Here is a 25,583-nt window from a genome sequence, read left to right on the forward strand (position 1 = left end):
TTCAATATTGACTATATTATATTTCAACACGCTAAAAGCCAGTTTCTTCATGGAAACTGGCTTTTTCTAATTAAATTATTTAATATAAATTTCTTCATCTAACTTATTTAATTCATTTCTAGAATAAAATTCCATTAGGTAACATATTTCATCATCAGGTATGATAATGTCACATGCCTCCTCAATTTGTTGCAAGATTTTTTTTATTTTTAAATACAGCATATAGTCACTATTAATTTTATCTTCTTTATCTTTAAATGGGATTAAGGGCTGAGAGTTTTGAAGTCGATCAATCATGCAACTCATATGAATAACAATTCCCATTAGATCCTCATTTTTGAAAAATTTATCTGTTTGGATTTGTATATCATTCAAAGCACGCCTAATTACACTAATTACTTTTTTAGCATCTTTTAAAGAAATAGTCTCTTGCAATGTTTCGGCCATCTTTAAATACGTTTCTTCATAAGTTATCAATTCTTGTATTGTCTTTGTAGCCTTCATATTTAATACATCCTGTAAATGAAACGTATTGAATGGAACATTTATATCAAAATTTGAAACTATACAAACAATACTTCGTTCTTTAGATATATCGTTTAACATTTTTTGTAATTCGTCTTTATTTAAAAGGCTAATTGGCACGATTTCTAGCATCTCTTTATCATAGACCAAGTTATTCGCTAGTATATTTTTAATGGCTATTGCACTTCCCTGACCAGTCAGACATGCAGTTAAAATGACAGAACGATTAAATTCAAGTTGTTTCGTTTTATTCGAATGAGAATTGATGAAGAAAGTAGTTAAGTTTCGCACGTCCTGATAAAGCTCGTCTAAATTATATCCTAATGTTGCTTTTCTAGAAGCTTCGATTACATGTGCAGTACTTACCATTTGAATCACACGTACTGGAATTGAAAATTCTGCTTCAATTATGTCACCGATATAAGACAGCGACCCCATATCGATACAAAGTAGAATTCCATTTAATTTACCTAAAGATTTAATATAATCCTTTACTCGAATTAGAAATTCCTGTGGTGGTTCACTTAATGGCATATCGATTCCGATTACTTCCTCATTTTCCAACAATTCATTTGTTACATTTGCCATCTCTCTAGCAATGCCATTACCATGAGCTAACACAATTACTTTTACATTGGAGCTAGTCACCTTAAAATCTTCGTTTCCATATACAAAAAACATCGTTATAAATGCTACTTCATCAAAAGGGATTGAAACATTTGAAAAATCTTCAATCATTTTTACACATTCAATTGAAACGGAAAACTCTTTCTTATATTGATCTCGGATTTGCGTTATATTTGGATGATAAATTTTTTTGTTTGACTGTATACGTTGTAATAGCGTTTGTATGTGTAGGCTGAGTGCAACAAGTATTTTTTCATTAAAACTTTTACTTAATTTTTCTTCTGCTAGTTTTAGTACCTTTTCACTAAGTGTAACGATTTCAGGCTTGATTATTTTTTGGACATTTTCTTTACTAGATAGTTTGCGATTAATAGAAGTTAAATAATGTGTAAAATAACTTTCAATATCGTTTTCCATTAGTAGGGATAACTCGTCCTGAGCAACGCCACGTTGTTTTAGTTCTTCGTATTTGGTGTCAATTCGGTCATAAATTGTATCTGCTGTATGATCCAATTGTTGGTTACTCGTTATACCTTTTGTTGGTGAAAATTCAAATTGCTCGTTTAACAGAGTGACGGCATGCTTTACTTTTTTTTCAATAAATAAACCTTCCTTAACATACCAGTTCAAATCAGTACTATAAATTCGTATCTTGTCATGTTTGTGGGTAATAAAATCTGCGTAAGCCTTTGCGCAAGCTAATTGAATGTCAGCTTTAAGTTGTCCGATATTGTTTTGACATGGATAAAATAGAAAAGAACGAATCGTATTTGCACTTACTACGATCTCTTTTCCTAGGCGAACACTTTCTTCTGTGAAAAAGCGTTTGATAAGTGTCAATCTTTCTTCGTATGTACGATCACGAAGAGCTGGTAAAGTAATGACCATAGGAATTCGACGCGTAAATGTAGATAATAATGTGGACCCAGGATCCTCTGTTGTTGCGGAAATGATTAAAACATTCGATGTTCGTTCGTTTTCTGTCTCTCCTAGTCTTCTATACAACTTATAATCAATGAATGTAAATAACATTTCTTGACCTTCAGGGGTAAGACGATGAACCTCATCTAAAAATAATATTCCATTATTAGCTTTCTCAAGTAGACCCTTTTGTTCCGTTGCACCTGTATAAGCACCTTTTCTAACACCGAAAAGCTGGCCTAATAATAGTTGTGGATTATTTGCATAGTCTGCGCAATTAAAAATAATGAATGGAGAATCCTTTTCTAAAACATTCGAACGAATTGCGTAATCATGCATTCTTTTAGCAAAGGCAGATTTACCAACACCAGTCTCACCGAGTATTAAAGTATGCATACCATTTGGTGGATAGAGAATAGCTGATCTTGCTTTTTCGATAGCAGGTCTTAAGCTAATATTTTCTTCATAAAAATATTCATGTTTATTATCTAAACTTGTTATCTTAATTTGAGATTTATTCGCTTGTTGTAAAGTATGAGATAGAAGTTTAAATACGACCGGTCTAGAATTTGTTTTAATTAATAATTCTTCTTTAACTAATTTATTTAAATCACTGCTAACGTTTGCTCGATCTAAACCGAGCTTTTGAGCAATCTCATTAGCTGTAAAACCTTGCTCTTTATTTTGAAGAAAAACTTTATAAATTTGATTTTTTCTGTTCATAATGGCCCACCCATCATAAAGAGTTGTATACTTTTACTATACAGTAAAAAGTAAACGTTTTCACTATATTTAAATTAGTGTAACAATTCGTCAAGTACTATGAAAAAGTTAAATATCGAGTAAAATAGTAATAAGGGAGTGAAGTAGTATGGAAATGAATTTAATGCAAAAACAATCATTGAAACTTGCGATGACTCAGGAACTACGACAAGCCATTACAATGCTTCAATTTAATGCCCAAGAACTTACTGATTTTTTATTTGAGCAATCATTAGAAAATCCTTTAATTGAAGTTGAAACTCCTTATAACGATTACACTTCTTCAAAAATCAAACAACAAACAACTCCAGGCGGACAAGGAATGGAGTTATATACTCGAAGAACAGAAACATTACAAGAAGAACTTGTTAGTCAGTTAAATGAGTTGAAAATTGATAATGAGGAATATAAAATTATTAAATATTTAATTTATAACTTAGATAAAAATGGATTTTTGATGGAATCCGATGAAGAGCTTATACGTGAATTAAATATTTCTTTCGTTCAATTACAAATCTGCATTGATACACTTCAACGTTTTGAACCCTCTGGAGTTGGAGCAAGATCGGTTAAAGAGTGCTTATTGATTCAACTAAATAGCCTTGAAGTTGATACGGCAATTGCAAAACAGGTTATTAATGATTATTTTGAACTATTTGTTAATAAAAACTGGAAAGAAATAGCAAAGAAACTTAAGATTAGCTTACCTGATTTACAAAAAGAAATTGATTTAATTTTAACTCTTCAACCAAGGCCAGGTTTAAATTATTTCCAAGACCAAGTAAATTATGTGGCCCCTGATTTAACAGTTGAAAAAATAGGCGGGGAATTTGTTGTGCTAATTAATGATAAAATTATGCCGCGTTTAAAAGTACTTAATGAATATTCTTCTATTTTAAATGGTCAACATGAGAAAGAAGTTTCAACTTATTTAAAGGATAAAAATACACAAGTTAATTGGTTAATGAAAAGCTTGGAAGAACGAAAGTCAACGATGTTAGCAGTAATGAATTGTATTCTCCGAAAACAAATTGCCTTTTTTGAAAAAGGTCCTGCAAATTTAAAAACGCTTACTTTAAAAGAGATAGCGGAAGAACTTTCATTACATGAATCGACAATTAGCCGTACTTGTAAAAACAAATATGTACAGACACCGTTTGGTTTATATGAAATGAAAAAATTCTTCCACCAAGGTGTAAGTGTGGACGGCGAGGAGCTAGCATCAACGAGTGTTCAAGTATTCATCAAGCAGCTGGTAGATGGAGAAAACAAAGAAAAGCCATTATCGGATCAAAAACTAGTTGAATTATTAGCTGAGAAACATGGTGTGGAAATCTCTAGAAGAACTGTAGCTAAATATAGAGATATACTTAGAATTCCCGGTTCATCAAAACGAAAGCGCTTTAGTTAAAAAGGAGAATTAGATGTCGATTAAGTTAACTTTATTTACAAAAGAGAATTGTGGATTATGCAAAGAAGCAAAAGATGCAATACGTTTGGTACAATCTGAATATGAAATCGAAGTAGATGAAATTGATATTTATTCTGATGATGCATTGTTAGAGCAATATCAAATAATGATCCCGGTTATTCAAATTAATGGGGAAACAGTTGCATACGGGAAAATTCATAAGATTGACATATTAAATGCCATAAATGGGTAGTTAATAGTTGAAAGAAATGAATGACCCTGTTACAATAATAAATGTAGCAGGGTTATTTCACTTCTGGAGTAAATCTTGTTCAAAAAAACAACGTTGCAAAACGCTGTAATTTTTTTAAAACAAGCGGGACATAATATGTCATAGTGGGACACATTTAGACCCAAGTGAATACTCTGTGAAAGAGGAGATGAAAATGAACCATATTTTAAAGCTACAACAAAAATTATTACCTGATCTAATACCTGTTATCCAAAAAAGATTTCAAATCCTACAATATATACGAATTATGCAGCCTATCGGTCGAAGGAACTTGTCTGCTAGCGTAGGATTAACAGAAAGAGTACTTAGATCAGAAGTTGCACTTTTAAAAGAGCAAAGACTGATTAATGTCGCATCTTCTGGAATGTCATTAACGGATGAAGGACTAAACTTACTTCTAGATCTAGAAGAGCCAATGCGTGAACTATTCGGTTTGAAAAATATCGAAGACTTGCTTAAGGAAACATTCAACCTTAAAGAAGTAATCGTTGTTTCAGGCGATAGCGACGAGTTGGACTGGGTAAAAAAGGAGATGGGTCGAGCAGCAGTAGGTTGTATAAACCAAAGGCTAGAGACAAATAATATTGTTGCTGTTACTGGTGGTTCCACTTTAGCTGCCGTAGCTGAAATGATGAATGATGACTCTAAAGATCTTAATACCTTATTTGTACCAGCAAGAGGCGGTTTAGGCGAAGAAGTAAGAAATCAAGCAAATACGATTTGTGCAAAAATGGCTGAAATGGCAAAAGGTAATTATCGATTACTTCACTTGCCAGATGAACTTAGTGAAGAAGCCTATGTAACTATGATGGAAGAACCAAGAGTAAAAGAGGTTTTAAATTTAATTCGATCTTCTTCAATTGTCGTACACGGCATTGGAGATGCATTTACGATGGCTAAACGAAGACAATCTTCATCAGAGCAGTTAAAAATCTTAACTGAATCTGAGGCAGTAGGAGAGGCATTTGGATATTATTTTAATGAAAATGGTGAAGTTGTTTACAGAGTAAGAACAATCGGTTTACAACTGAATGAATTAGAAAATATACCTTATGTACTCGGAGTAGCAGGAGGATCTTCTAAAGCAAAAGCAATGGCTTCTTTCTTAAAGAAAGGTCATGTAAACATCCTCGTCACAGACGAAGGAGCAGCAAGAGAGTTAATTAAAGGATGTACCCTTTAAAATAAAAAAGCTTCTACCTATTAAAAGGAGGAAATTAAAAATGGCAACTAAAATTGGTATTAATGGATTTGGACGTATCGGACGTATGGTTTTCCGCGCAGCTTTAAACAACCCAAACGTAGAGGTTGTTGCAATTAATGACTTAACTGATGCTAAAACTTTAGCTCACTTATTAAAATATGATTCAGTACACGGTTCAGTAAACGCTGAAGTAGCAGTTAACGGTGATTCAATCGTTGTTAACGGTAGTGAAATTAAAGTAATTGCTGAGCGTGACCCAGCAGTTTTACCTTGGAGCGATTACGGAGTAGAAGTTGTAGTAGAATCTACTGGTCGTTTCACAGATAAAAAAGATGCTGAAAAACACTTAGGTGGATCAGTTAAAAAAGTAATCATCTCTGCACCAGCTTCTAATGAAGATATCACGATCGTAATGGGTGTAAATGATGACAAATACGATGCAGCTAGCCACAATGTAATTTCTAATGCTTCTTGTACAACTAACTGTTTAGCTCCATTTGCTAAAGTATTAGATGAAAAATTCGGTATCAAACGTGGTATGATGACAACTGTTCACTCATACACTAATGACCAACAAATTCTAGATTTACCACACAAAGATTTACGTCGTGCACGTGCTGCTGCAATGAGCATGATTCCAACAACTACTGGTGCTGCTAAAGCCGTTTCATTAGTATTACCTCAATTAAAAGGTAAATTAAACGGTGGTGCTGTTCGTGTACCAACTGCTAACGTATCTTTAGTTGACTTAGTAGTAGAATTAAATACTGAAGTTACTGCTGAAGAAGTAAATGCTGCATTTAAAGCTGCTTCTGAAGGCGAATTAAAAGGTATCTTAGGTTATTCTGAAGAGCCATTAGTATCAATAGATTATAACGGTTGCACAAACTCTTCTACAATCGATGCATTATCTACAATGACTATGGAAGGCAACATGGTTAAAATCCTTTCTTGGTACGATAATGAAACTGGTTACTCAACTCGTGTAGTTGACTTAGTAGCTCACATCGCTTCAAAAGGTCTATAATTTTAATAAAAATAAATATGAGGGCGAGGGGATTTTCCTCCCCTCTTTTGTTTGAAAAAATCCTCTTTTGTCACTAATCCAACACAATTATAAAAAATACTCTAGAAATAAATTCCAAATGATGTACATAATCTGTTAAAATTGCGGTGACAATATCACAGAATAGATACGACTTTGTATGAGACGGATCAATCGGTGGAATTGAACATGGATGAATTAAAACAGTATTGGAGGCACCTACTATGAACAAAAAGTCATTACATGACATTGATGTAAAAGGGAAACGCGTATTTTGCCGTGTAGATTTTAACGTACCAATGGCAAATGGTGAAGTAACAGATGATACTCGTATTCGTGCTGCTCTTCCTACGATTCAGTATTTAATTGAAAATGGAGCAAAAGTTATTTTAGCATCTCACTTAGGACGTCCAAAAGGACAAGTAAATGAAGACTTGCGTTTAAATGCTGTTGCTACACGTTTAAGTGAAAAATTAGGTAAAAACGTTATTAAATCTGATGAAGCATACGGTCCTAAAGTTCAAGAAGAAATTAGCAAAATGAACGAAGGCGATGTTTTATTATTAGAAAACGTTCGTTTCTACCCAGGCGAAGAGAAAAATGATGAAGCTTTAGCTAAAGAATTTGCTACATTAGCAGATGTTTATGTAAATGATGCTTTTGGTGCAGCACACCGTGCGCATGCTACAACTGCGGGTATTGCTAAACATATCCCAGCTGTTGCAGGCTTCTTAATGGAAAAAGAAATAAATGTTTTAGGTAAAGCACTTTCTAATCCAGAGCGTCCATTTACAGCTATTATCGGTGGAGCGAAAGTTCGAGATAAAATTGGTGTAATTGAAAACTTATTAGAAAAAGTAGACAATTTAATTATTGGTGGCGGACTAGCTTATACTTTCTTAAAAGCTAAAGGCTATGAAATCGGTAAATCTCTTTTAGAAGAAGATAAAATCGATTTAGCAAATGAATTTATGCAAAAAGCTGAAGCTAAAGGTGTTAAATTCTATATGCCGATTGATGCAATTGTTGCTGACAAATTCGGAGAAGATGCTAATACTCAAGAAGTAGATATCGATAGCATTCCTTCTGATTGGGAAGCTCTTGATATTGGGCCAAAAACAACTGCTCTTTATGCAGATGTAATTAAGAGTTCTAAATTAGTTATTTGGAATGGACCTATGGGTGTATTTGAAATCGATAAATTTGCACAAGGCACTAAAGGAGTAGCACAAGCATTAGCAGATTCTGATGCATACTCAATTATCGGTGGTGGAGATTCAGCTGCTGCTGCTGAAAAATTCGGCCTAGCAGAAAAAATGAGCCATATTTCTACTGGTGGTGGTGCTTCATTAGAATTTATGGAAGGTAAAGAACTTCCTGGTGTTGCATTATTAAACGATAAATAAGTCTAATAGCTTTACAATATTTAGTAATTGAAATAGAGTAAGATGTTATGTCTTACCAATTGTTAGGAAGGTGTTTCTCATGCGTAAACCAATTATCGCAGGTAACTGGAAAATGAATAAAACGCTTAACGAAGCGATGACATTCGTTGAAGAAGTAAAAAATAGCATTCCATCATCTGATAAAGTAGATTCAGCAATTTGTGCTCCTGCATTATTTATTGCACCTATGCTTTACGGTGTAAAAGGAACCGAATTAAAAATTGGTTCTCAAAATGTAAGTAATCAAGATAGTGGAGCTTATACTGGAGAAATTAGCCCAGTAGCACTTAAAGATTTAGGTGTAACTTATGCGATTATCGGACACTCAGAACGCCGTGAATATTATGGCGAAACAGATGAGTTCATTAATAGCAAAACAAAAAAAGCTTTCGAACATGGACTTACACCAATTCTTTGCTGTGGTGAAACACTTGAAGAACGTGAAGGTGGTAAATTTGAGGAAGTTATTCGTACTCAATTAACAGCTGATCTTGCAGGTCTTACTGATGAGCAAGTGAAGAATTTAGTAATTGCTTATGAACCGATTTGGGCAATTGGAACAGGAAAATCTGCTACAGAAAAAGATGCACAAGATTCATGTAAATTTGTTCGTGATGTAGTAGCAAGTCTTTATGATGAAACTGTTGCAGAATCTGTACGTGTACAATATGGCGGCAGTGTAAAACCTGAAAACATTAAAGAATATATGGCTCAACCTGATATTGACGGTGCGTTAGTAGGTGGAGCAAGTTTAGAACCAGCTTCGTTCCTTGCATTATTGGAGGCTGTTAAGTAATGAGTAAACAACCAGTAGCGTTAATTATCCTAGATGGATTTGGTTTGCGCGACGAAACATTTGGAAATGCTGTTGCACAAGCGAAGAAACCAAATTATGATAGATATTGGAATAAATATCCTCACGCGCAATTAACTGCTTGCGGTGAAGCAGTAGGTTTACCAGAAGGACAAATGGGTAATTCTGAAGTTGGTCATTTAAATATCGGCGCAGGACGAATTGTTTATCAAAGTTTAACGCGTGTAAATAAGGCAATTCGTGAAGGTGAATTCGAAAAAAATGACACGTTCATCGATGCAATTAAAAGTGCAAAAGAAAAAGATAAAGCATTACATATTTTCGGTTTACTGTCTGATGGTGGTATTCACAGCCATATTAATCACATGTTTGCTTTATTAAAATTAGCTGCTGAAGAAGGCATGAAAAAGGTATATGTACATGCGTTCCTAGATGGACGAGATGTTGGTCCAACTACTGCTAAAAAATATATTGATCAAACAGAAGCAAAGTTTAAAGAATATGGTGTCGGAGAATTTGCAACAATTTCTGGCCGTTATTATTCTATGGACCGTGACAAACGCTGGGATCGTGTAGAAAAATGCTATTGTGCAATGGTATATGGAGAAGGACCAACTTATACAAGTCCGAATGAATTGATTGAAGATTCGTATGCGAACGGTATCCATGATGAATTCGTTTTACCTTCTGTAATGGTAAAAGAAGATGGTACTCCAGTTGCAACAATAAGTGATGATGATTCAATCATCTTCTACAACTTCCGACCTGACCGTGCAATTCAAATTTCAAATGTATTTACAAACGATGATTTCCGTGACTTTGATCGTGGAAGTAAGTTCCCGAAAAATGTTCATTTCGTTTGCTTAACACATTTTAGTGAAACAGTACAAGGTTATGTTGCATTTAAACCAACAAACCTGGATAACACTTTAGGTGAAGTTCTGTCTCAAAATAACTTAAAACAATTACGAATTGCTGAAACGGAAAAGTATCCACATGTTACATTTTTCTTTAGTGGAGGCCGTGAAGCAGAGTTCCCAGGCGAAGAACGTATTTTAATTAACTCGCCAAAAGTTGCGACTTATGATTTGAAACCTGAAATGAGTGCTTATGAAGTAAAAGATGCATTACTTAAAGAAATTGCTGCAGACAAGCATGATGTAATCATTTTAAACTTTGCAAACCCAGATATGGTAGGACATTCAGGGAAACTTGAGCCGACAATTAAAGCGATTGAAGCAGTTGATGAATGTTTAGGTGAAGTAGTTGATGCAATTTTAGCTAAAGGCGGTAAAGCAATCATTACAGCTGACCATGGAAACGCTGATGAGGAAATTACCCCTGAAGGTGAACCTATGACAGCTCACACGACTAACCCTGTACCAGTTATAGTGACAAAAGAAGGTATTACGTTGCGTGAAGATGGTATTTTAGGTGATTTAGCTCCAACTGTTCTTGATTTATTAAAAGTAAATCAGCCAAAAGAAATGACTGGTAAATCACTTATTAAATAAGTGAACAGTTAATATAAAAAGTTAATAAATATGCGTAAAACGCAACAAAAGGAGAGATTTTATTATGTCAATGATTATTGATGTTTATGCTCGCGAAGTATTAGATTCTCGTGGTAACCCTACTGTTGAAGTAGAAGTTTATACAGAAGATGGTGGCTTTGGCCGTGCACTAGTACCAAGTGGAGCTTCAACTGGTGAATATGAAGCTGTTGAATTACGTGATGGAGACAAATCTCGTTACCTTGGTAAAGGTGTTGAGAAAGCAGTAGCTAACGTTAATGATATTTTAGCTGAAGAAATCGTTGGATTCGAAGTAACTGATCAAGTTTCAATCGACCGTCGTATGATTGAGCTAGATGGTACTGAAAATAAAGGTAAATTAGGTGCTAACGCAATCCTAGGTGTATCTATGGCAGTAGCTCGTGCAGCAGCTGATGAATTAGGTTTACCATTATACCAATACCTTGGTGGATTTAATGCAAAACAATTACCAGTTCCAATGATGAACATCATCAACGGTGGTTCTCATGCTGATAATAACGTAGACTTCCAAGAATTCATGATCTTACCAGTTGGTGCTGATAGCTTTAAAGAAGCAATTCGTATGGGTACTGAAATTTTCCATAACCTTAAAGCTGTATTACATGACAAAGGTTTAAACACAGCTGTAGGTGACGAAGGTGGATTCGCTCCAAACCTTGGTTCAAACCGTGAAGCTTTAGAAGTAATCATGGAAGCAATTGATAAAGCTGGTTACAAAGCTGGAGAGCAAGTATTCTTAGGAATGGACGTTGCTTCTTCTGAATTCTTTAACAAAGAAACTGGTAAATATGATCTTGCAGGTGAAGGACGCACTGGTGTATCTTCAGCTGAAATGGTTGATTTTTATGAGCAACTTTGCAATGATTTCCCAATCCTATCAATTGAAGATGGTTTAGATGAAAATGACTGGGATGGTCACAAATTATTAACAGAGCGTTTAGGTAGCCGAGTACAATTAGTAGGTGACGATTTATTCGTTACAAACACTAAAAAATTAGCTGAAGGAATTGAAAAAGGTATTTCAAATTCAATTCTTATCAAAGTTAACCAAATCGGTACATTAACTGAAACTTTCGATGCAATCGAAATGGCTAAACGTGCTGGTTACACAGCAGTAGTTTCTCACCGTTCTGGTGAAACTGAAGATAGCACAATCGCTGATATCGCAGTTGCTACAAATGCTGGTCAAATTAAAACAGGTTCTGCTTCTCGTACAGACCGTATTGCTAAATACAACCAATTATTACGTATTCAAGACGAGTTAGGCGAAAGCGCAGTATACCAAGGTTTAAAATCTTTCTACAACTTAAGAAAATAATTGAATCAAAACTAAGTGCATTAACAAAAAACATAATCCATTATAGACACGTTAAAAAGAGAAGGATCGTCACCTTCTCTTTTTTTATTGCTTTTAAAATTTTTTATAATCCTTGATTAATGAGTTGTATATATTGTTTCTATGAAATCTATTAAATCTTACTTAATAATTGTTTATGTAAGTGTTCATCAGCTATTTAATTGATCCGTTAGATATTTTTTGCATTTGTAACAAATAGGATTGATTATTAAATAATCCTAATGTTAATATAAAAATGAACGAACATTAGTTCTTATGTTAAATTGAGATGATTTCGGAATTATTTAAAATAAGAAAGGGGAAAAAATGACTAAAACTATTCCAACAGCTTCAAATCCTTCAATGGCTTCTTTGTTAAAAAATCCTTTTATCCAGACGATTCTTTCAGCAGGTTTATTTATTCAAGTAGGTATTTGGATTCGCAATTTTGCAATCTTATTATTTGTTGTGGAGAAGACAAATGGTGATGCAACAGCAGTATCATTGATTTCAGTAGCTGAATTTGCTCCAATTTTTATATTTTCTTTTATCGGTGGAACTTTTGCCGATCGTTGGAAACCAAAGCGTACAATGATTTGGTGTGATCTTTTAAGTGCTATATCGATTTTTGTTATTCTATTAGCACTATTATATGGAACTTGGAAATTTGTGTTTTTTGCTACATTAGTTTCAGCTATTTTGTCTCAGTTTTCTCAGCCTTCCAATATGAAATTATTTAAAGTTCATGTACCAGGTGAGCAAATGCAAGCAGGTATGTCTTTATTTCAAACAATGATGGCTGTGTTTATGATTTTAGGTCCAGTATTAGGTACATTCGTATTCCAACAAGCTGGAATGTATGTTTCGATGGGAATTGTAGGCATTGCATTTCTTATGTCAGCTTTAGTATTAACAAGGTTACCTAAAGATCAAGAAGAAGAAAAAGCAGAACATACAACATCAATATTGGAAGAAATGAAGTTAGGATTCCAATACGTTTGGTCTCGAAAAATTCTTGTCTATTTAGGTGGTCTATTTGCAGCAGCAGGATTAGGTATTGGCCTAATTCATCCTCTAGCTATCTTTTTAGTCACTGAACGTTTAGGATTAGATAAGGAATATTTGCAATGGATATTCGCTGCAAATGGAGCCGCTATGATTATTGGTGGTGGCCTAATAATGGTCATATCAAATAAGTTGGCACCGCATGTTTTATTATTGATCGGTATGGCAGTTAATGCGATCGGAATATTTGTAATAGGTTGGTCTCAGATGTTCTGGCTAACGCTTGTTGCTGAATTCTTTATCGGACTATTTATGCCTGCATTGCATATTGGTATTAATACAATCATCTTAAAAAATACTGATGAAAAGTTTGTAGGCAGGGTAAACGGTATATTAACACCATTATTTATGGGAGCTATGGTCATTACAATGAGCTTGGCAGGAGTTTTAAAGGAACATTTTTCTTTAATCTCTATTTATCAAGCTTCAGCATTTTTATTCGTTATTGGAATCCTCATTATGGTACCAATGTTCAAAATTATGAAGAATGTCGTAGTTGAGGCAAAATCATAATGCTACATTTAAAAAACCTGATTCTATATACAATCAGGTTTTTTTGTATGTAAAAGTCCATTTAACATTTTGTGTTTGTTTTCTATTTTATAAGGATTTTAGAAATTTGTACGACTTTCTCATGATGTTCCAACTTTGAATAGTGATCATATAATTCCTTAGCGTATTTGTTTATATAATACGTATGTTCATTTAATTGGAAGTATGGTAGCACATCCTTTTCTATGAAGCTAAAATACTGTTCGGATTTATTCTCTAAACGAAGGATCAGAAGTTTGAAAACTAGTTGATAAAAGCGATTTCTCAATTGTTTTGCTAATAAAACTCCTTCTTGTGCCTTTTTCAGCAATCCTTTTTTTGGCCGTAGCTTTCCTTCAAAGCTACTTTCCACGCAATTAAATAGGCGATTAAGATAGGAAAGTGAAGCCTTTTCTGACATTCGAAATGCTTCTTTATAGTATTTATACGCACTTGCGTAATTTTTTCTTTTAAAATGTTCAAAGCCTAAGTTGTTTAAAAGCATTCCTTTTTCTTCATGAGCATGAAGTAATTCACTTTGAAAAATTAGATTTTGGTAGGAATCCGTCAACTCTTCTAAATCTAAGTGCAGATCGTTTCCAATTTGTAAAAGTAATAGTGCTTCAGTTTTGATTGCCATTAACGAGTTATTCGTTTCCCTAAAATACCGAAGTGCTTTCTCTGCATACGCATAGGCCATTACTTTAGAATCGATACAGTAATATGCTAAAGCCAAGTCATAATGATATTCTAGATTACCATACTCATCCTTATTGATTTTACGCAAGATTTTAATAGCTTTTTGATGATTTTCATTCTTTAAGGTAATGCAATTGCATAAATAATAAATGCCCCATACATGATACAGTAAGTTTTTTTCGTAAGGACTAAGAATAGGATATTCTTTTTGAACTTGCTGTAAAATGGTAAATGTTTTTTCAAAATCTTCCTTTATAATAAAGTATCTTGCTTGAAGTAGCTTATAAAAGACAGCGTATTTAGAAAAGACAATCGTCGGGATTTTTTCCAGATCGTAATAAGTTTCCTCCATTTCTTTTATCTTTCTCATAATAATCGCCTTATGCCAACGGTGAAGGTGATTTTCCATATTCTCAAGGCGGCCGATTTCTTCTTTTATATTTATGTTCAAACGTTCTGATAATAATTCGATAATCTCCGAAGAGCAGGCCGTTTGACCTCGTTCAATTTTACTTACGTAAGAGAGGGTGCAAATGCCTTTGCCTAATTGTTCTTGCGTAAGGCCGATTTTTTGCCGATAAAATTTAATGATTTCTCCCTCTAACATTTAACTCGCTCCTTCTTCTCTAATAAAACTGATGATAAAGTTTAAAAATATAACAATGAAGTAAAGGTGAGTGGAAATAGTGCGTTCTATACTTCTGATTATTACGAATTTTTAATTATAATACAATTGGGTTAATTAATACCAATAAATTAAGGGTTTTCCTTTCTTGGATTAAAAATATATGATTTTTTATTACAAAATGTCCCAATTTTTTTGGAGAAAATGATAATTTCTGTAACTATATTGCTAGTCGGAAGTAAAAAGAGAGGGGAAATAGGTGATTAGATGAATCAAAAGTAGGATAAAAAATATTCTTATGAAATGCAAATAGGTTGTATTGGTGTTAAATGTATTTTGTAATGGTTCTCCTTTTGCAAAATGGAATAGCCATGAATGAATAGAATACACTCATGGCTTTAAAAAATTTAGAAGATTAGTAGACTCCTACAGAAGAGTATGCGTCCATGATCGCCTTTGTTTCCGCAGATGGTGAACCATTTTTATCTGGATACAAGTCACGGGACGCTTGGATTGCAGCCTCTCTCATATCTTTGAATCCAGAAGATGATGTTAAGTAAAATGTTAAAGCACGGTAATAGATTTTTTCTGCTTTACTTCTACCAATGGAGTTGATCGTATATCCGTTATTTGTGCCACCATTTGTAATTAAGTAAGCTGCTTTGTTATTAATGCCGCTGTTTATATGAACTCCACCATTATCTAAAGTACCCATGTAGCGGTCTTGATATGTATCAGGGTAATAACCTGATGGCATATATTTTGTACTAACTTTCTTAGAAGCCGGGTCACTCATCGAACGAAGACCACCATCATTTGGAATGTTAGGGGTAGTTATATCTTCACCTAGATCCCACTCATTTACACCAGTAGTGTATTGTTGCGTGAATTCGCCAAAGATGTCAGCTAATGACTCATTAATTGCACCGGATTCATCTTGATAATTTAAGTCCGCCGTATTTGTAATGATACCATGAGTCATCTCGTGACCAGTAACATCTAGCCCACCAGACATTGAACCATATTGAATACCATCGCCATCTCCGTATAGCATTTGAACTCCATTCCAAGCAGCATTATTCCACTTTTGTCCAACGTGAACAGAACTGATTAAAGTCATCCCTTTATTATCTAAACTATTGCGTTTATGAATATTTTGATAGTATTTGTTAACTTTATCAGAGTTTACGTGAGCTGAGACAGCTGCAGGATTAAGGAACATGTTATCTGTTCTGGTTGTTGTCACTTCCCAACCTGTAAATCCAAAAAGAGCTGAGAAGATATTGAAAAGAGTTTCATCTGTTCGATGAGCGTCAAAAGTAGCAATCGGTACAGCAGTAGGTGCAGCACTAGATCCAGTGACAGAAGCACCGTATAAATAGCTTGTTCCAGTTGAAAGGTCCTTTCCAACAGGGAAAGATTGCATTTTTCCATGTGCATCTAAGCCTCTTGCCATTACTGGTGAAAGCGAAGCTGGATCCACTAAATTATCAATCGCATCAAAGCTATTAATTACTTCTCCATTTGTAGCATCTACGAAATAAAAGAAGTAGCCAGGTGCAGGTTTGGAAGTGGATGCTTTTACTAAATAAGTTAAGTAATTTTTTCCTTCATAAGGATAAATCGTTAATTGCGTATTGATGCCGTCATAGTTTTTGACAGTGCCAATTTGTGATTCAATACTTTCTTTAGCAGTTGCTACAGCATCTTCTTCGGAAATAGTCGCTTCAGTCGGGATAATTGAGCGGGATAATTTTTGTGTAACGTTACCAAAAGAAGCATACACATTATTGTTTGCATCTAAAGCCACAGTTTGTCCTGATCCATAAATAGGAATACCCTTATACTGTTCTATGGTTCTTACATGATAAGTATTTGCCTCTCTGTCAGCTTCTGAACTAATAATTTTAAATTGTTCCCATGCAGACCCAGATCTAGCGAGACCGTCTACTTTCGAATTTAAATAAGCTTTTACAATTTCTTCCTTACTCAAAGATTGATTAACTGTTGCAGCGCTTGCTTTTACATTTACAAATGAAGGTAAAGTTGTTAACCCTCCACCAAAAGCCACCGTTAAAGCCATTACAGCAGGAATTGATGCTTTTTTACTTATTCTTTTCTGTTGCTTCTTTTTCAATAAACTCACTCCTTATGCGAAAGTAATGTTGAAACAATTTAAATTATTGGGAAAATTTTATGTAAAATCAATCGTTTTCAAGAAACTTCGGTTTGAGATAATTTTTGCCTGTTTTTTAAGGTTTTTTTTAAGTTTCGATTAAATTCACCAAATTTCTACACCGTTTTTAATTAAAAATTTCTCGATTTCAATTTTCTGATTATTCGGTAATAATGAATGCAAATAGATTTGTTTTGAAGAGGGGATTAAAAGTGAGGCGAACATTCCATAAAACCATCTTGTTTTCTAGTTTATGCTGCCTGTCATTTTACACAGGATCTCAAATAGTAGGCGAAACGAAAGCTTCATTTTCAAGTCAAATTTCTACAAAACCTATTACAGTAGCCGCAGCATTTGTTTTTCCAGCAACGATCGAAAAGTTGAATAAGCAAGCAGAGATTCTGGAAAAACAGATGTTTGGAAATTATGAATTGATTGTTGTAAGTGCACCAAAACAATCATTACAAAAATTGCATGACAGACTTACTGAAATGACTGAGATTGAACAAAGATTACACCAACAATTGAATAGTTTACAGCTTGTGTATGATGAATTGTCATCTTATCACAATAGGTTGCAGGATCAAAAAACTACTGGAAATCAAACGTTCAGTTACGTGCGTGAAGGATTTCAAAATGTAGAACGTATTAAAAAAAAGGTGCATGAAGAAATTGACTTTCAAAAAATATCTGTGATGCATTCTTCTGTTATGTTGCAAATAAAGGAGCTAGAAGAAAAGGAAAAAGGCTCTGGAGATGATCTACAAGGACATGGTGTAGCTGAGAATCCAGTAAGCAACAAAGAAACAGAAAAGAACTCAAATATGGACAAGCAGGTGAAAGAAATTGATAAAGAAAACATTGCGAATAGTAAATAGTCTAGTAGGAAGTATTTTCATCGTTTTTGTATGTATATTAGCATTTGTTGTTATTTCTTCTAGAATTGCTGGAGGAGAACCTACAATTTTAGGTTATCAAGTCAAAGTCGTTTTATCCGGATCAATGGAACCAACATTCCAAACAGGATCTATTATCTCTATTAAAGTACGAAATAACCATTCTACTTATCAAAAAGGAGATGTGATTACATTTCGCAAAGATAAGGAGTTAATTACTCATAGAATTATTGACATACAAAAGAAGAGTGGAAAAGTCCTATATAAAACAAAAGGGGATCATAATAACGCTCCTGATTTATGGGAGATTTCCACAGAGGATATAGTTGGTCAGTATACGGGCTTTACAATGCCATATATTGGCTATGCATTGGATTTTACTAAATCCAAAGAGGCAGGTGCTCTTTTATTGATTGTACCTGGCATACTCATGCTCATATCTGCAACTCGTTCAATTATTAGTGCAAAAAAAGAGTTGGAGATAAAAGAAGCGTAATAATCCTGGTTAAATCTCGTGCGTCACCTTACGAAACACGCACGAGTTTAATATATTTTTTACATAATAGAGGAGGATTTTATAATGGGTTTTACACAAAAGATTACTAAAGGTGTTATGACTGCAGCGCTAGGGATGTCATTAATCGGTGGAGGAACATTTGCATATTTTAATGACTCAGTTGATACACAAAATACATTTGCAGCAGGTACATTAGATTTAGGAATGAATCCAAATGCTGTTGTTAACATTAGTAATATCAAGCCAGGAGATGAAATTTATCGTGAATTTACATTAGAAAACAATGGAACATTACAAATAAGTAAAGTATTATTAGATACAAAATACAATGTTGAAGACGTCAAATCTGATAACACGGAAGATTTTGCAAAAAATATTAAAGTGACAATTATGTACAACACAAGTAGTGCGACTAACACTGTAGTTGAAACAACTTTATACGACCTTCAAAGCCAACAACCAGATATTACAGCAATAGATACTAGTATTGGAACAAAGCCAGACGGCATTGTACCTGGCGATAAGGAAAAAATCTTCGTATTATTCGAGTTCATTGATAATGGGAAAAATCAAAACCAGTTCCAAGGTGATAAGCTGCAAGTAAATTGGACATTTAATGCACAGACAGAAGGTTCAACTTATCATGATGACACGGATCCAGATAGCAACTAATAGGTAGAAAAAGCAGGGAATAAGATAATGAAAAGACCCACAAGGATACTTGTGGGTTCTTTAATGCTCTAAGATTTGAGTTATTGGTAGCCTGACCTAGCTTATCTATTCCTTTTCGTCCTTCTTGCATACCCAAACGCGATAATGAGTGCTCCAATTGAGTCTGCAATTAGATCTGTCATTGTATCAAAATTCCCTCCACCTTGAGTCCTAGTTCCAAAGAATTGATCCATACTAAATTCCCAAATTTCCCATATTGCTCCGCAAAATACACCAAAACAAAATACAAATAGGAAAACGAATCCGGTGGACATTTCACTCCGAGACTGATTGGTTGTCAATTTTCCCATCAAATCAATTGCTAAGAATGCGACTAGCGTGCCACTTAGAAAATGTAAAAACGTATCCCACCAGCCAAAACTATAAAATCTAAGCATTGAACCAAGACATAGGGACCCAATTAAAAAAGCAAAATAAGAAAAAATAAACATAAATGCAAATCGAATTTTTAAAAACTTATCTAATATGAGCGGCACAAGTGCACAAAAAAAGCCACCTAGTGCGATTGGATACCGATAAGAATCATCTTTCAAGAAGAAAATGACAAACAAGACAAGCATTACAATAGCAAAAACAACGCTTAAAATTGTTTGTATGCCTCTTTTCATTTCGAATCCCCCATTCATTCTGTTTTATCTTAATTCAAACATCAATATGAAACGTGTGAAGTTAAAAATCCCATTATCATAACTTTGACAAAAAAAGTTCATCGAATTGATGAAAAATTGTAAAAAATCAACCTATAGAATATGGAAATTTGAATTAGTATTGAATTAAGGATATAAGTAGCAATTAGTTGGGAGGATAATTATGAAATTTTTCGCATACTTAAAAGATTATATTTGGTATACTATTAAAACATATTTACTTCCATTTATTATTGTTATTCTTTCAATAGTAATTGTTTTTTGGAGATTATTAGGTGATGAATTTTCTTTTAAATACATACGATTAGAAATAATCTATTTCTCTTGTTTTTTCTTATTAGTATCTTTTACAACATATGAGATGAAGGGGCATAAAAATGAATAATTGGGAAGGATTAATTTCGGCGGAGGATCGAACAAAAATCTATTTGCGAAAATATATTCCTGCAAAACCAATTGCTGTGATTCAAATTGTTCATGGAATGGCAGAGCATGGTGGAGCTTACGATAAGTTTATAGAATATTTAGTTGATAATCAGTTTGCAGTCTTTATTCATGATCAAAGAGGTCACGGGAAAACAGCAGCGATTGAAGATGATCTAGGTTTTTTTGGTGAAGAAATTGGCTGGGATGAAGTTGCTAAAGATATCATATTTATCAGTAAGATGATCAGAAAAGAAATAAAAGATATCCCTTTAATTCTATTTGGACATAGTATGGGATCTTATTTAAGTAGACGAGTAGTTCAATTAAATGGAGAACTATATGATGGGCTAATAATTTCTGGTACCGGATGTGATCCAGGAATACTAAGAAAATTAGGGGTTTTTATTTCAAGTGCAGAGGCATTCTTGATTGGTGCCAATAAGAGAAGTAAAATTTTAGACTTTTTAACATTTGGAAACTTTAATAACCATTTTAAGTTTCCTAAAACAAAATATGATTGGTTAACAAGAGATGAAGCTGAGATTAATCGCTATATAAAAGATCCATATTGTGGTTTTATTTGTTCTTCAAGTTATTATCGTGAATTGTTGAAAGGGATCGGGATTATCCATCGTAAAGAGGAAATAAAGAAGACACCAACTTCTTTGCCAATTTATATTTTTTCTGGAGACAAAGATCCAGTTGGTCAAAAGGGTGAGGGTGTAAAGAAGGTTTTTGAGCGATACAAAGAGATTGGCTGTACAAATATAAAGTTGAAATTGTATGAAGAAGGTCGCCATGAGATGCTTCATGAAATCAATAAAGACGAAGTTCATAACGATATAAAAAATTGGATAGAAGAAACAATCTTAAATCATTAAATAAGTGTTGTACTCTCATATTGAAGTATAGTACTCTTCATAGTAGAATAGGAAGTAACAGTATTTTACTGTGGAGGTGAAGAAATGCATACGTTTTTATCTGTACTTTTAATAATTGTTTCAGTACTTATGATTGTTTTAGTTCTACTTCAATCTAGTAAAAGTAACGGCCTATCAGGTGCGATATCTGGTGGTGCTGAGCAACTGTTTGGTAAGCAAAAAGCTCGTGGTTTTGAATTAGTTTTACAAAGAATAACAGTTGTTGTAGCAGTTTTATTCTTCATTCTAACAATTGCTGTAACATATTTTAAACTGTAATAAACAAGCTGCCGAAATGGGTGGCTTTTTTATTTTGGTTAAGTAAAATCATTAGGATAAAAAAATACAGCCAGGTTTTTGGCTGTATTTTAGTATGTAGAGATCTAAATATTAACCTTTCATTGCAGCCCATTCTTCTTTACTTGGACCGTACATTCCTGGTATAACTAGTCCAGCTTGACGCATTAATACAGTCATTTGCCCACGGTGATGCGTTTGATGTGAAATTGCCATGCGAAGTAATGCATGGATCGGCATTTCAAGGAATCCAAATGCGTTAATGATTTGATTTAAATCTTTTTCTTTCCATTCTTTTTGTGCTGCTTCAGTCATAGCTTTACTAGCTTCTGCGTATTTTTCAGTAATTTCCTTTGCAGTTGCAGGCATTTCTTCTTTACTCATCGATGCCTCAAATTGTAGTCCTGATTGTGAAATGATCGCTTTAATTGCTGTAGTTATATGCCAAGCTAATTCACCTAAAGAGCTAAAATCCTCACCAATTGATTGATCAAGTGATTCATCTGTCATAGCATTTAGTAATTTGATTGTGCTAGCTTCTTCCATTTTCCATTCAGTAATAAATTCTTCAACATTATTAAACATAATGTATCCTCCTTTTATTGGTTAAATTACCAACATTATTATTACCACACCTTTCATTAAATCATAACTAGTTAATTAAAAAAACTGTTTATTGGTAAATTCTTCAATTGGAAGGTAAAATAAAAGGACAATTTCTTTACGTAAAATTAGGTAAATATGATGATTCAATATTTATACCAATTATTAATTTAAATAAACAAAGTATTTAAAGATAAGATAAGAGTAACGAAAGAAAAATGGATAGAAAAGTTTTGGAGTGAGTATATATGAGAGTAACAATGCCGAAGCCATTTACGTTTGAAGGTGGAGATCGAGCAGTTTTATTATTACATGGATTTACAGGACATTCTGCGGATGTTCGAATGCTTGGCCGTTTTTTAGAAAAGCAAGGTTATACTTGTCATGCACCGCACTATAAAGGACATGGTGTACCACCAGAAGAACTTGTTCATACTGGACCAGAGGACTGGTGGAAAGATGTAATGGAAGCTTATCAATTTCTAAAGGATAAAGGACATCAAAAAATCGCAGCGGTAGGTCTTTCTTTAGGAGGAGTATTTGCACTAAAGCTAGGTTACACTGTTCCATTGAATGGTATTGTCACGATGTGTTCGCCAATGTACATAAAAAGTGAAGAAATTATGTATGAAGGTGTCTTAGCTTACACAAGAGAGTTTAAAAAACGTGAAGGGAAATCACCTGAACAAATTGAAGTAGAAATGGAAGAGTTTAAAAAAACGCCAATGAATACATTAAAAGCTCTTCAAGGTTTAATTAAAGAAGTGCGTGAAAATGTAGATACAGTTTATGCACCAACGTTTGTCGTACAATCTACTGTAGACGAGATGATTAATACTGACAGCGCAAATATTATTTATAATGAAGTGCAATCTGATCAGAAAAAAATAAAGTGGTACGAAAATTCAACACATGTTATTACTCTTGGACAAGAAAAAGACTTACTACATGAAGATGTACTAGCATTTCTTAATGAATTGGAATGGTAGAATGAAATCTTTCTGGACAAACTTAAATTATATACCCTTAACAGTTAGAAAAAGGAGGGAAAAATATGAATCAACAATGGAAAGAAAAATTATTAGAATTGATGAAAAGTGAAGATTATAAGCCTTTAAATATACAAGGAATAGAAGAGGCTTTGGAGTTGACAGATGCAAGTGACTTTCGAGAAGTAGTAAAAACGCTCGTTATTTTAGAAGATGAGGGTTATATTGTACGTTCTCGAAATAATAAATATAGTTTACCTGATCAATCTAATTTAGTTAGAGGTAAATTAACTGGACATGCGAAAGGCTTTGCGTTTGTCATTCCAGAAGAAACAGGTGCAGAAGATGTATTTATTTCACCATCAGATTTAAATGGTGCCCTGCATGGCGACATCGTTTTAGCCCGTATTACAAAAGAAAAAAGTGATGCACGTAGAGAAGGGACAATTGTAAAAATTGTTGAACGTGGTCAAACGAAAATGGTAGGTACATACCAGGCTCAGAAAAGTTTCGGTTTCGTTATTCCGGATGATAAACGATTCGGAAGTGATATTTTTATAACAAAGAGTAATTCTCAAGGGGCAGTGGAAGGTCACAAAGTTGTTGTAGAGCTTACTCAGTTTCCTGAGAATGGGAAAAATGCAGAGGGTATAGTAGTCCAAGTACTTGGACATAAAAATGATCCTGGTGTAGATATTCTATCGGTTATTCATAAGTTTGATTTGCCTCAAGAATTCCCTAAGGAAGTAATGGATCAAGCGAATGCTGTACCGGATGAGATTGATGAATCAGCTATTGGCACTCGTCGCGATCTTCGTGATGAACAAATTGTAACGATAGATGGTGCAGATGCAAAGGATTTAGATGATGCCGTTACAGTAACAGCGCTTGAAAATGGCCATTACAAGTTAGGGGTACATATTGCAGACGTATCATACTACGTGACAGATAACTCACCGATAGATCAAGAAGCACATGATCGTGGAACAAGTATTTACTTAGTTGACCGAGTTATACCGATGATTCCACATCGTTTATCTAATGGAATTTGTTCATTAAACCCAAAAGTAAATCGATTTACACTTTCATGTGAGATGGAAATTGACCATAAAGGTGATGTTGTTAAGCATGAAATTTTTGAGAGTATCATTAAAACAACTGAACGAATGACATATAGCGATGTAAATAAAATACTAGATGAGCAAGATACCGAATTACGTGAACGGTACGAACCGTTAGTTCCAATGTTCGAGGAAATGGCTAAGTTAGCGAAAATTTTACGTAATAGACGGATGAATCGTGGAGCAATCGATTTTGATTTTAAAGAATCAAAAGTATTAGTTGATGAAGATGGACACCCAACTGATGTCGTCATTCGTGAGCGCTCAACTGCTGAAAAACTAATTGAAGAATTTATGCTAGTTGCGAATGAAACAGTTGCCGAGCATTTTCACTGGCTAAATGTACCATTCATGTATCGTGTACATGAAGATCCAAAAGAAGAAAAATTACAACGATTCTTTGAATTTATTGCATCATTTGGATACACAGTAAAAGGTGCTGGAAATGAAATTCACCCGAGAGCGTTGCAACAAGTTCTAGAAATGGTTCATGGGCAACCAGAAGAAACGGTCATTTCAACAGTAATGCTTCGTTCAATGAAACAAGCGAAATACGAGGCTGATAATCTTGGTCATTTTGGATTAGCAGCGGAGTATTATACTCATTTCACATCACCGATTCGACGATATCCGGATTTAATTGTCCACCGATTAATTCGTAAATATTTAATCGAAGGAAAAATGGATAATGAAACAAAACGTGAGTGGGATGATAAATTACCTGCTATCGCTGAACATGCATCCAATATGGAGCGTCGATCAGTTGAAGCAGAAAGAGAAACGGATGATTTGAAAAAAGCAGAGTACATGCTTGATAAAATTGGTGAAGAGTATGATGGTATTATTAGCTCTGTAACAAATTTCGGTATGTTTATTGAACTGCCAAATACAATTGAAGGATTGGTTCGAGTTGCTGATTTATCAGATGACTACTATAACTATGATGAGCGTTCTTACGCAATGATTGGTGAAAGAACAGGGAAAATCTTCAGAATTGGTGATGAAGTATCTGTTCGAGTAGTTAATGTTAATAAAGAAGAACGAGCAATCGATTTTGAAATTGTCGGTATGAAATCAAACAAACCTCGGAGAAGCGGCGGTAGAGGACCGGTTAATCTTGGTGGTGGCTCTGGTTCCGGTGGCGGTAGAGGCCGAGGAGGACGCGGCAGAGGTTCTTCAGATCGGAATGGAGAAAGCTCTCGCAGTGGCCGTTCTCGTGGAAGACGTGGTGGTGATAGTTCACCTCGAAATGATGAGAGAGAAAGCGGACGTGGTGGTAAATCATCAAGAAATAAACGCGATGATCGTTTTAATCCAACCAAAAGCAAAAGTAAGAGCAAAAAGAACAAACCTTTTTACGAAAAAGTAGCAAAAGGCAATAAGAAACGATAGTAAGTAACA

22 protein-coding genes are annotated in these 25,583 nt (G+C 34.2%); 17 read left to right on the plus strand and 5 right to left on the minus strand.

The features are described from left to right. Positions 1-75: 75 nt before the first annotated feature. Complete coding sequence (locus ACSBO6_RS02010; RefSeq protein ID WP_098845607.1) at positions 76-2,796, minus strand: sigma-54-dependent transcriptional regulator; 2,721 nt, start codon at positions 2,794-2,796, stop codon at positions 76-78. Positions 2,797-2,944: 148 nt separating this feature from the next. Here ACSBO6_RS02010 and rpoN point away from each other — a divergent pair, with 148 nt between their 5' ends. The 9 genes from rpoN to ACSBO6_RS02055 all read left to right on the plus strand — a co-directional run bounded on the left by rpoN (position 2,945) and on the right by ACSBO6_RS02055 (position 13,516). Continuing rightward, positions 2,945-4,246 carry an RNA polymerase factor sigma-54 gene (gene rpoN, locus ACSBO6_RS02015; protein WP_098845608.1) on the plus strand — a complete coding sequence of 434 codons (1,302 nt, stop codon included), beginning with the start codon at positions 2,945-2,947 and terminating at the stop codon, positions 4,244-4,246. 19 nt (positions 4,247-4,265) lie between these two features. Further along, the gene (locus ACSBO6_RS02020) at positions 4,266-4,499 is read left to right on the plus strand and encodes a glutaredoxin family protein (RefSeq protein WP_098845700.1); all 234 of its coding nucleotides are present in this window, start codon (positions 4,266-4,268) and stop codon (positions 4,497-4,499) included. 193 nt (positions 4,500-4,692) lie between these two features. Next, the gene (locus ACSBO6_RS02025) at positions 4,693-5,721 is read left to right on the plus strand and encodes a sugar-binding transcriptional regulator (protein ID WP_498844086.1); all 1,029 of its coding nucleotides are present in this window, start codon (positions 4,693-4,695) and stop codon (positions 5,719-5,721) included. Positions 5,722-5,761: 40 nt separating this feature from the next. Further along, complete coding sequence (gene gap, locus ACSBO6_RS02030) at positions 5,762-6,769, plus strand: type I glyceraldehyde-3-phosphate dehydrogenase (RefSeq protein WP_098845610.1); 1,008 nt, start codon at positions 5,762-5,764, stop codon at positions 6,767-6,769. Positions 6,770-7,011: 242 nt separating this feature from the next. Next, entirely contained in the window at positions 7,012-8,193 is a 1,182-nt protein-coding gene (locus tag ACSBO6_RS02035; protein WP_098845611.1) for a phosphoglycerate kinase, read from the plus strand. Between the two features lie 79 nt (positions 8,194-8,272). Then, a complete protein-coding gene (tpiA, locus tag ACSBO6_RS02040) occupies positions 8,273-9,028 on the plus strand; it encodes a triose-phosphate isomerase (RefSeq protein WP_098845612.1) in 756 nt (251 codons plus the stop codon). Further along, entirely contained in the window at positions 9,028-10,560 is a 1,533-nt protein-coding gene (gpmI, locus tag ACSBO6_RS02045; RefSeq protein WP_098845613.1) for a 2,3-bisphosphoglycerate-independent phosphoglycerate mutase, read from the plus strand. The genes tpiA and gpmI overlap by 1 nt, the downstream gene beginning before the upstream one ends. A 64-nt stretch (positions 10,561-10,624) precedes the next feature. Then, entirely contained in the window at positions 10,625-11,920 is a 1,296-nt protein-coding gene (gene eno, locus ACSBO6_RS02050) for a phosphopyruvate hydratase (protein ID WP_098845614.1), read from the plus strand. A gap of 345 nt (positions 11,921-12,265) precedes the next feature. Further along, positions 12,266-13,516 (plus strand): MFS transporter, encoded by a 1,251-nt coding sequence (locus ACSBO6_RS02055; protein WP_098845615.1) that lies wholly within the window; start codon positions 12,266-12,268, stop codon positions 13,514-13,516. 82 nt (positions 13,517-13,598) lie between these two features. Here the strand turns inward: ACSBO6_RS02055 and ACSBO6_RS02060 are convergent, their stop codons facing one another. Together ACSBO6_RS02060 and ACSBO6_RS02065 are read right to left on the minus strand one after the other, a co-directional pair. Continuing rightward, entirely contained in the window at positions 13,599-14,840 is a 1,242-nt protein-coding gene (locus ACSBO6_RS02060) for a helix-turn-helix domain-containing protein (protein WP_098845616.1), read from the minus strand. Positions 14,841-15,273: 433 nt separating this feature from the next. After that, on the minus strand, positions 15,274-16,941 hold the full coding sequence (locus ACSBO6_RS02065; RefSeq protein WP_098845701.1) for a M4 family metallopeptidase: 1,668 nt from the start codon (positions 16,939-16,941) through the stop codon (positions 15,274-15,276). A gap of 305 nt (positions 16,942-17,246) precedes the next feature. Between ACSBO6_RS02065 and ACSBO6_RS02070 the strand changes: the two genes are divergently transcribed. The 3 genes from ACSBO6_RS02070 to ACSBO6_RS02080 all read left to right on the plus strand — a co-directional run bounded on the left by ACSBO6_RS02070 (position 17,247) and on the right by ACSBO6_RS02080 (position 19,119). Continuing rightward, complete coding sequence (locus tag ACSBO6_RS02070; RefSeq protein WP_180232888.1) at positions 17,247-17,912, plus strand: DUF4047 domain-containing protein; 666 nt, start codon at positions 17,247-17,249, stop codon at positions 17,910-17,912. Beyond that, a complete protein-coding gene (gene sipW / locus ACSBO6_RS02075; RefSeq protein ID WP_483295175.1) occupies positions 17,884-18,426 on the plus strand; it encodes a signal peptidase I SipW in 543 nt (180 codons plus the stop codon). Before ACSBO6_RS02070 ends, sipW begins: the two co-directional genes overlap by 29 nt. 84 nt (positions 18,427-18,510) lie before the next feature. Beyond that, positions 18,511-19,119 carry a TasA family protein gene (locus ACSBO6_RS02080; protein ID WP_098845619.1) on the plus strand — a complete coding sequence of 203 codons (609 nt, stop codon included), beginning with the start codon at positions 18,511-18,513 and terminating at the stop codon, positions 19,117-19,119. A 101-nt stretch (positions 19,120-19,220) separates the two neighbouring features. Here the strand turns inward: ACSBO6_RS02080 and ACSBO6_RS02085 are convergent, their stop codons facing one another. Further along, complete coding sequence (locus ACSBO6_RS02085) at positions 19,221-19,787, minus strand: DUF2238 domain-containing protein (RefSeq protein ID WP_098845620.1); 567 nt, start codon at positions 19,785-19,787, stop codon at positions 19,221-19,223. Between the two features lie 202 nt (positions 19,788-19,989). On the opposite strand from ACSBO6_RS02085, the gene ACSBO6_RS02090 reads away from it, so the two are divergent. The 3 genes from ACSBO6_RS02090 to secG all read left to right on the plus strand — a co-directional run bounded on the left by ACSBO6_RS02090 (position 19,990) and on the right by secG (position 21,451). Then, on the plus strand, positions 19,990-20,211 hold the full coding sequence (locus ACSBO6_RS02090) for a hypothetical protein (protein ID WP_098845621.1): 222 nt from the start codon (positions 19,990-19,992) through the stop codon (positions 20,209-20,211). Then, on the plus strand, positions 20,204-21,133 hold the full coding sequence (locus ACSBO6_RS02095; RefSeq protein WP_098845622.1) for an alpha/beta fold hydrolase: 930 nt from the start codon (positions 20,204-20,206) through the stop codon (positions 21,131-21,133). The genes ACSBO6_RS02090 and ACSBO6_RS02095 overlap by 8 nt, the downstream gene beginning before the upstream one ends. 84 nt (positions 21,134-21,217) lie before the next feature. Beyond that, positions 21,218-21,451, plus strand: coding sequence for a preprotein translocase subunit SecG (gene secG / locus ACSBO6_RS02100; RefSeq protein ID WP_025569105.1), 234 nt, complete (start codon positions 21,218-21,220; stop codon positions 21,449-21,451). Between the two features lie 111 nt (positions 21,452-21,562). On the opposite strand, the gene ACSBO6_RS02105 is transcribed toward secG, so the two are convergent. Then, positions 21,563-22,054, minus strand: a complete 492-nt coding sequence (locus ACSBO6_RS02105) for a DinB family protein (RefSeq protein ID WP_098845623.1) — start codon at positions 22,052-22,054, stop codon at positions 21,563-21,565. Between the two features lie 266 nt (positions 22,055-22,320). Between ACSBO6_RS02105 and ACSBO6_RS02110 the strand changes: the two genes are divergently transcribed. Both ACSBO6_RS02110 and rnr read left to right on the plus strand, forming a co-directional pair. Further along, positions 22,321-23,061, plus strand: coding sequence for an alpha/beta hydrolase (locus tag ACSBO6_RS02110; RefSeq protein ID WP_098845624.1), 741 nt, complete (start codon positions 22,321-22,323; stop codon positions 23,059-23,061). Positions 23,062-23,126: 65 nt separating this feature from the next. Next, positions 23,127-25,574: a ribonuclease R gene (rnr, locus tag ACSBO6_RS02115; RefSeq protein ID WP_098845625.1), complete on the plus strand. Its 2,448-nt coding sequence runs from the start codon at positions 23,127-23,129 to the stop codon at positions 25,572-25,574. Positions 25,575-25,583: the final 9 nt, after the last annotated feature.

The organism is Bacillus sp. AL-1R (genome assembly GCF_052180195.1).
In the GTDB taxonomy this organism is placed as follows: Bacteria; Bacillota; Bacilli; order Bacillales; family Bacillaceae_G; genus Gottfriedia.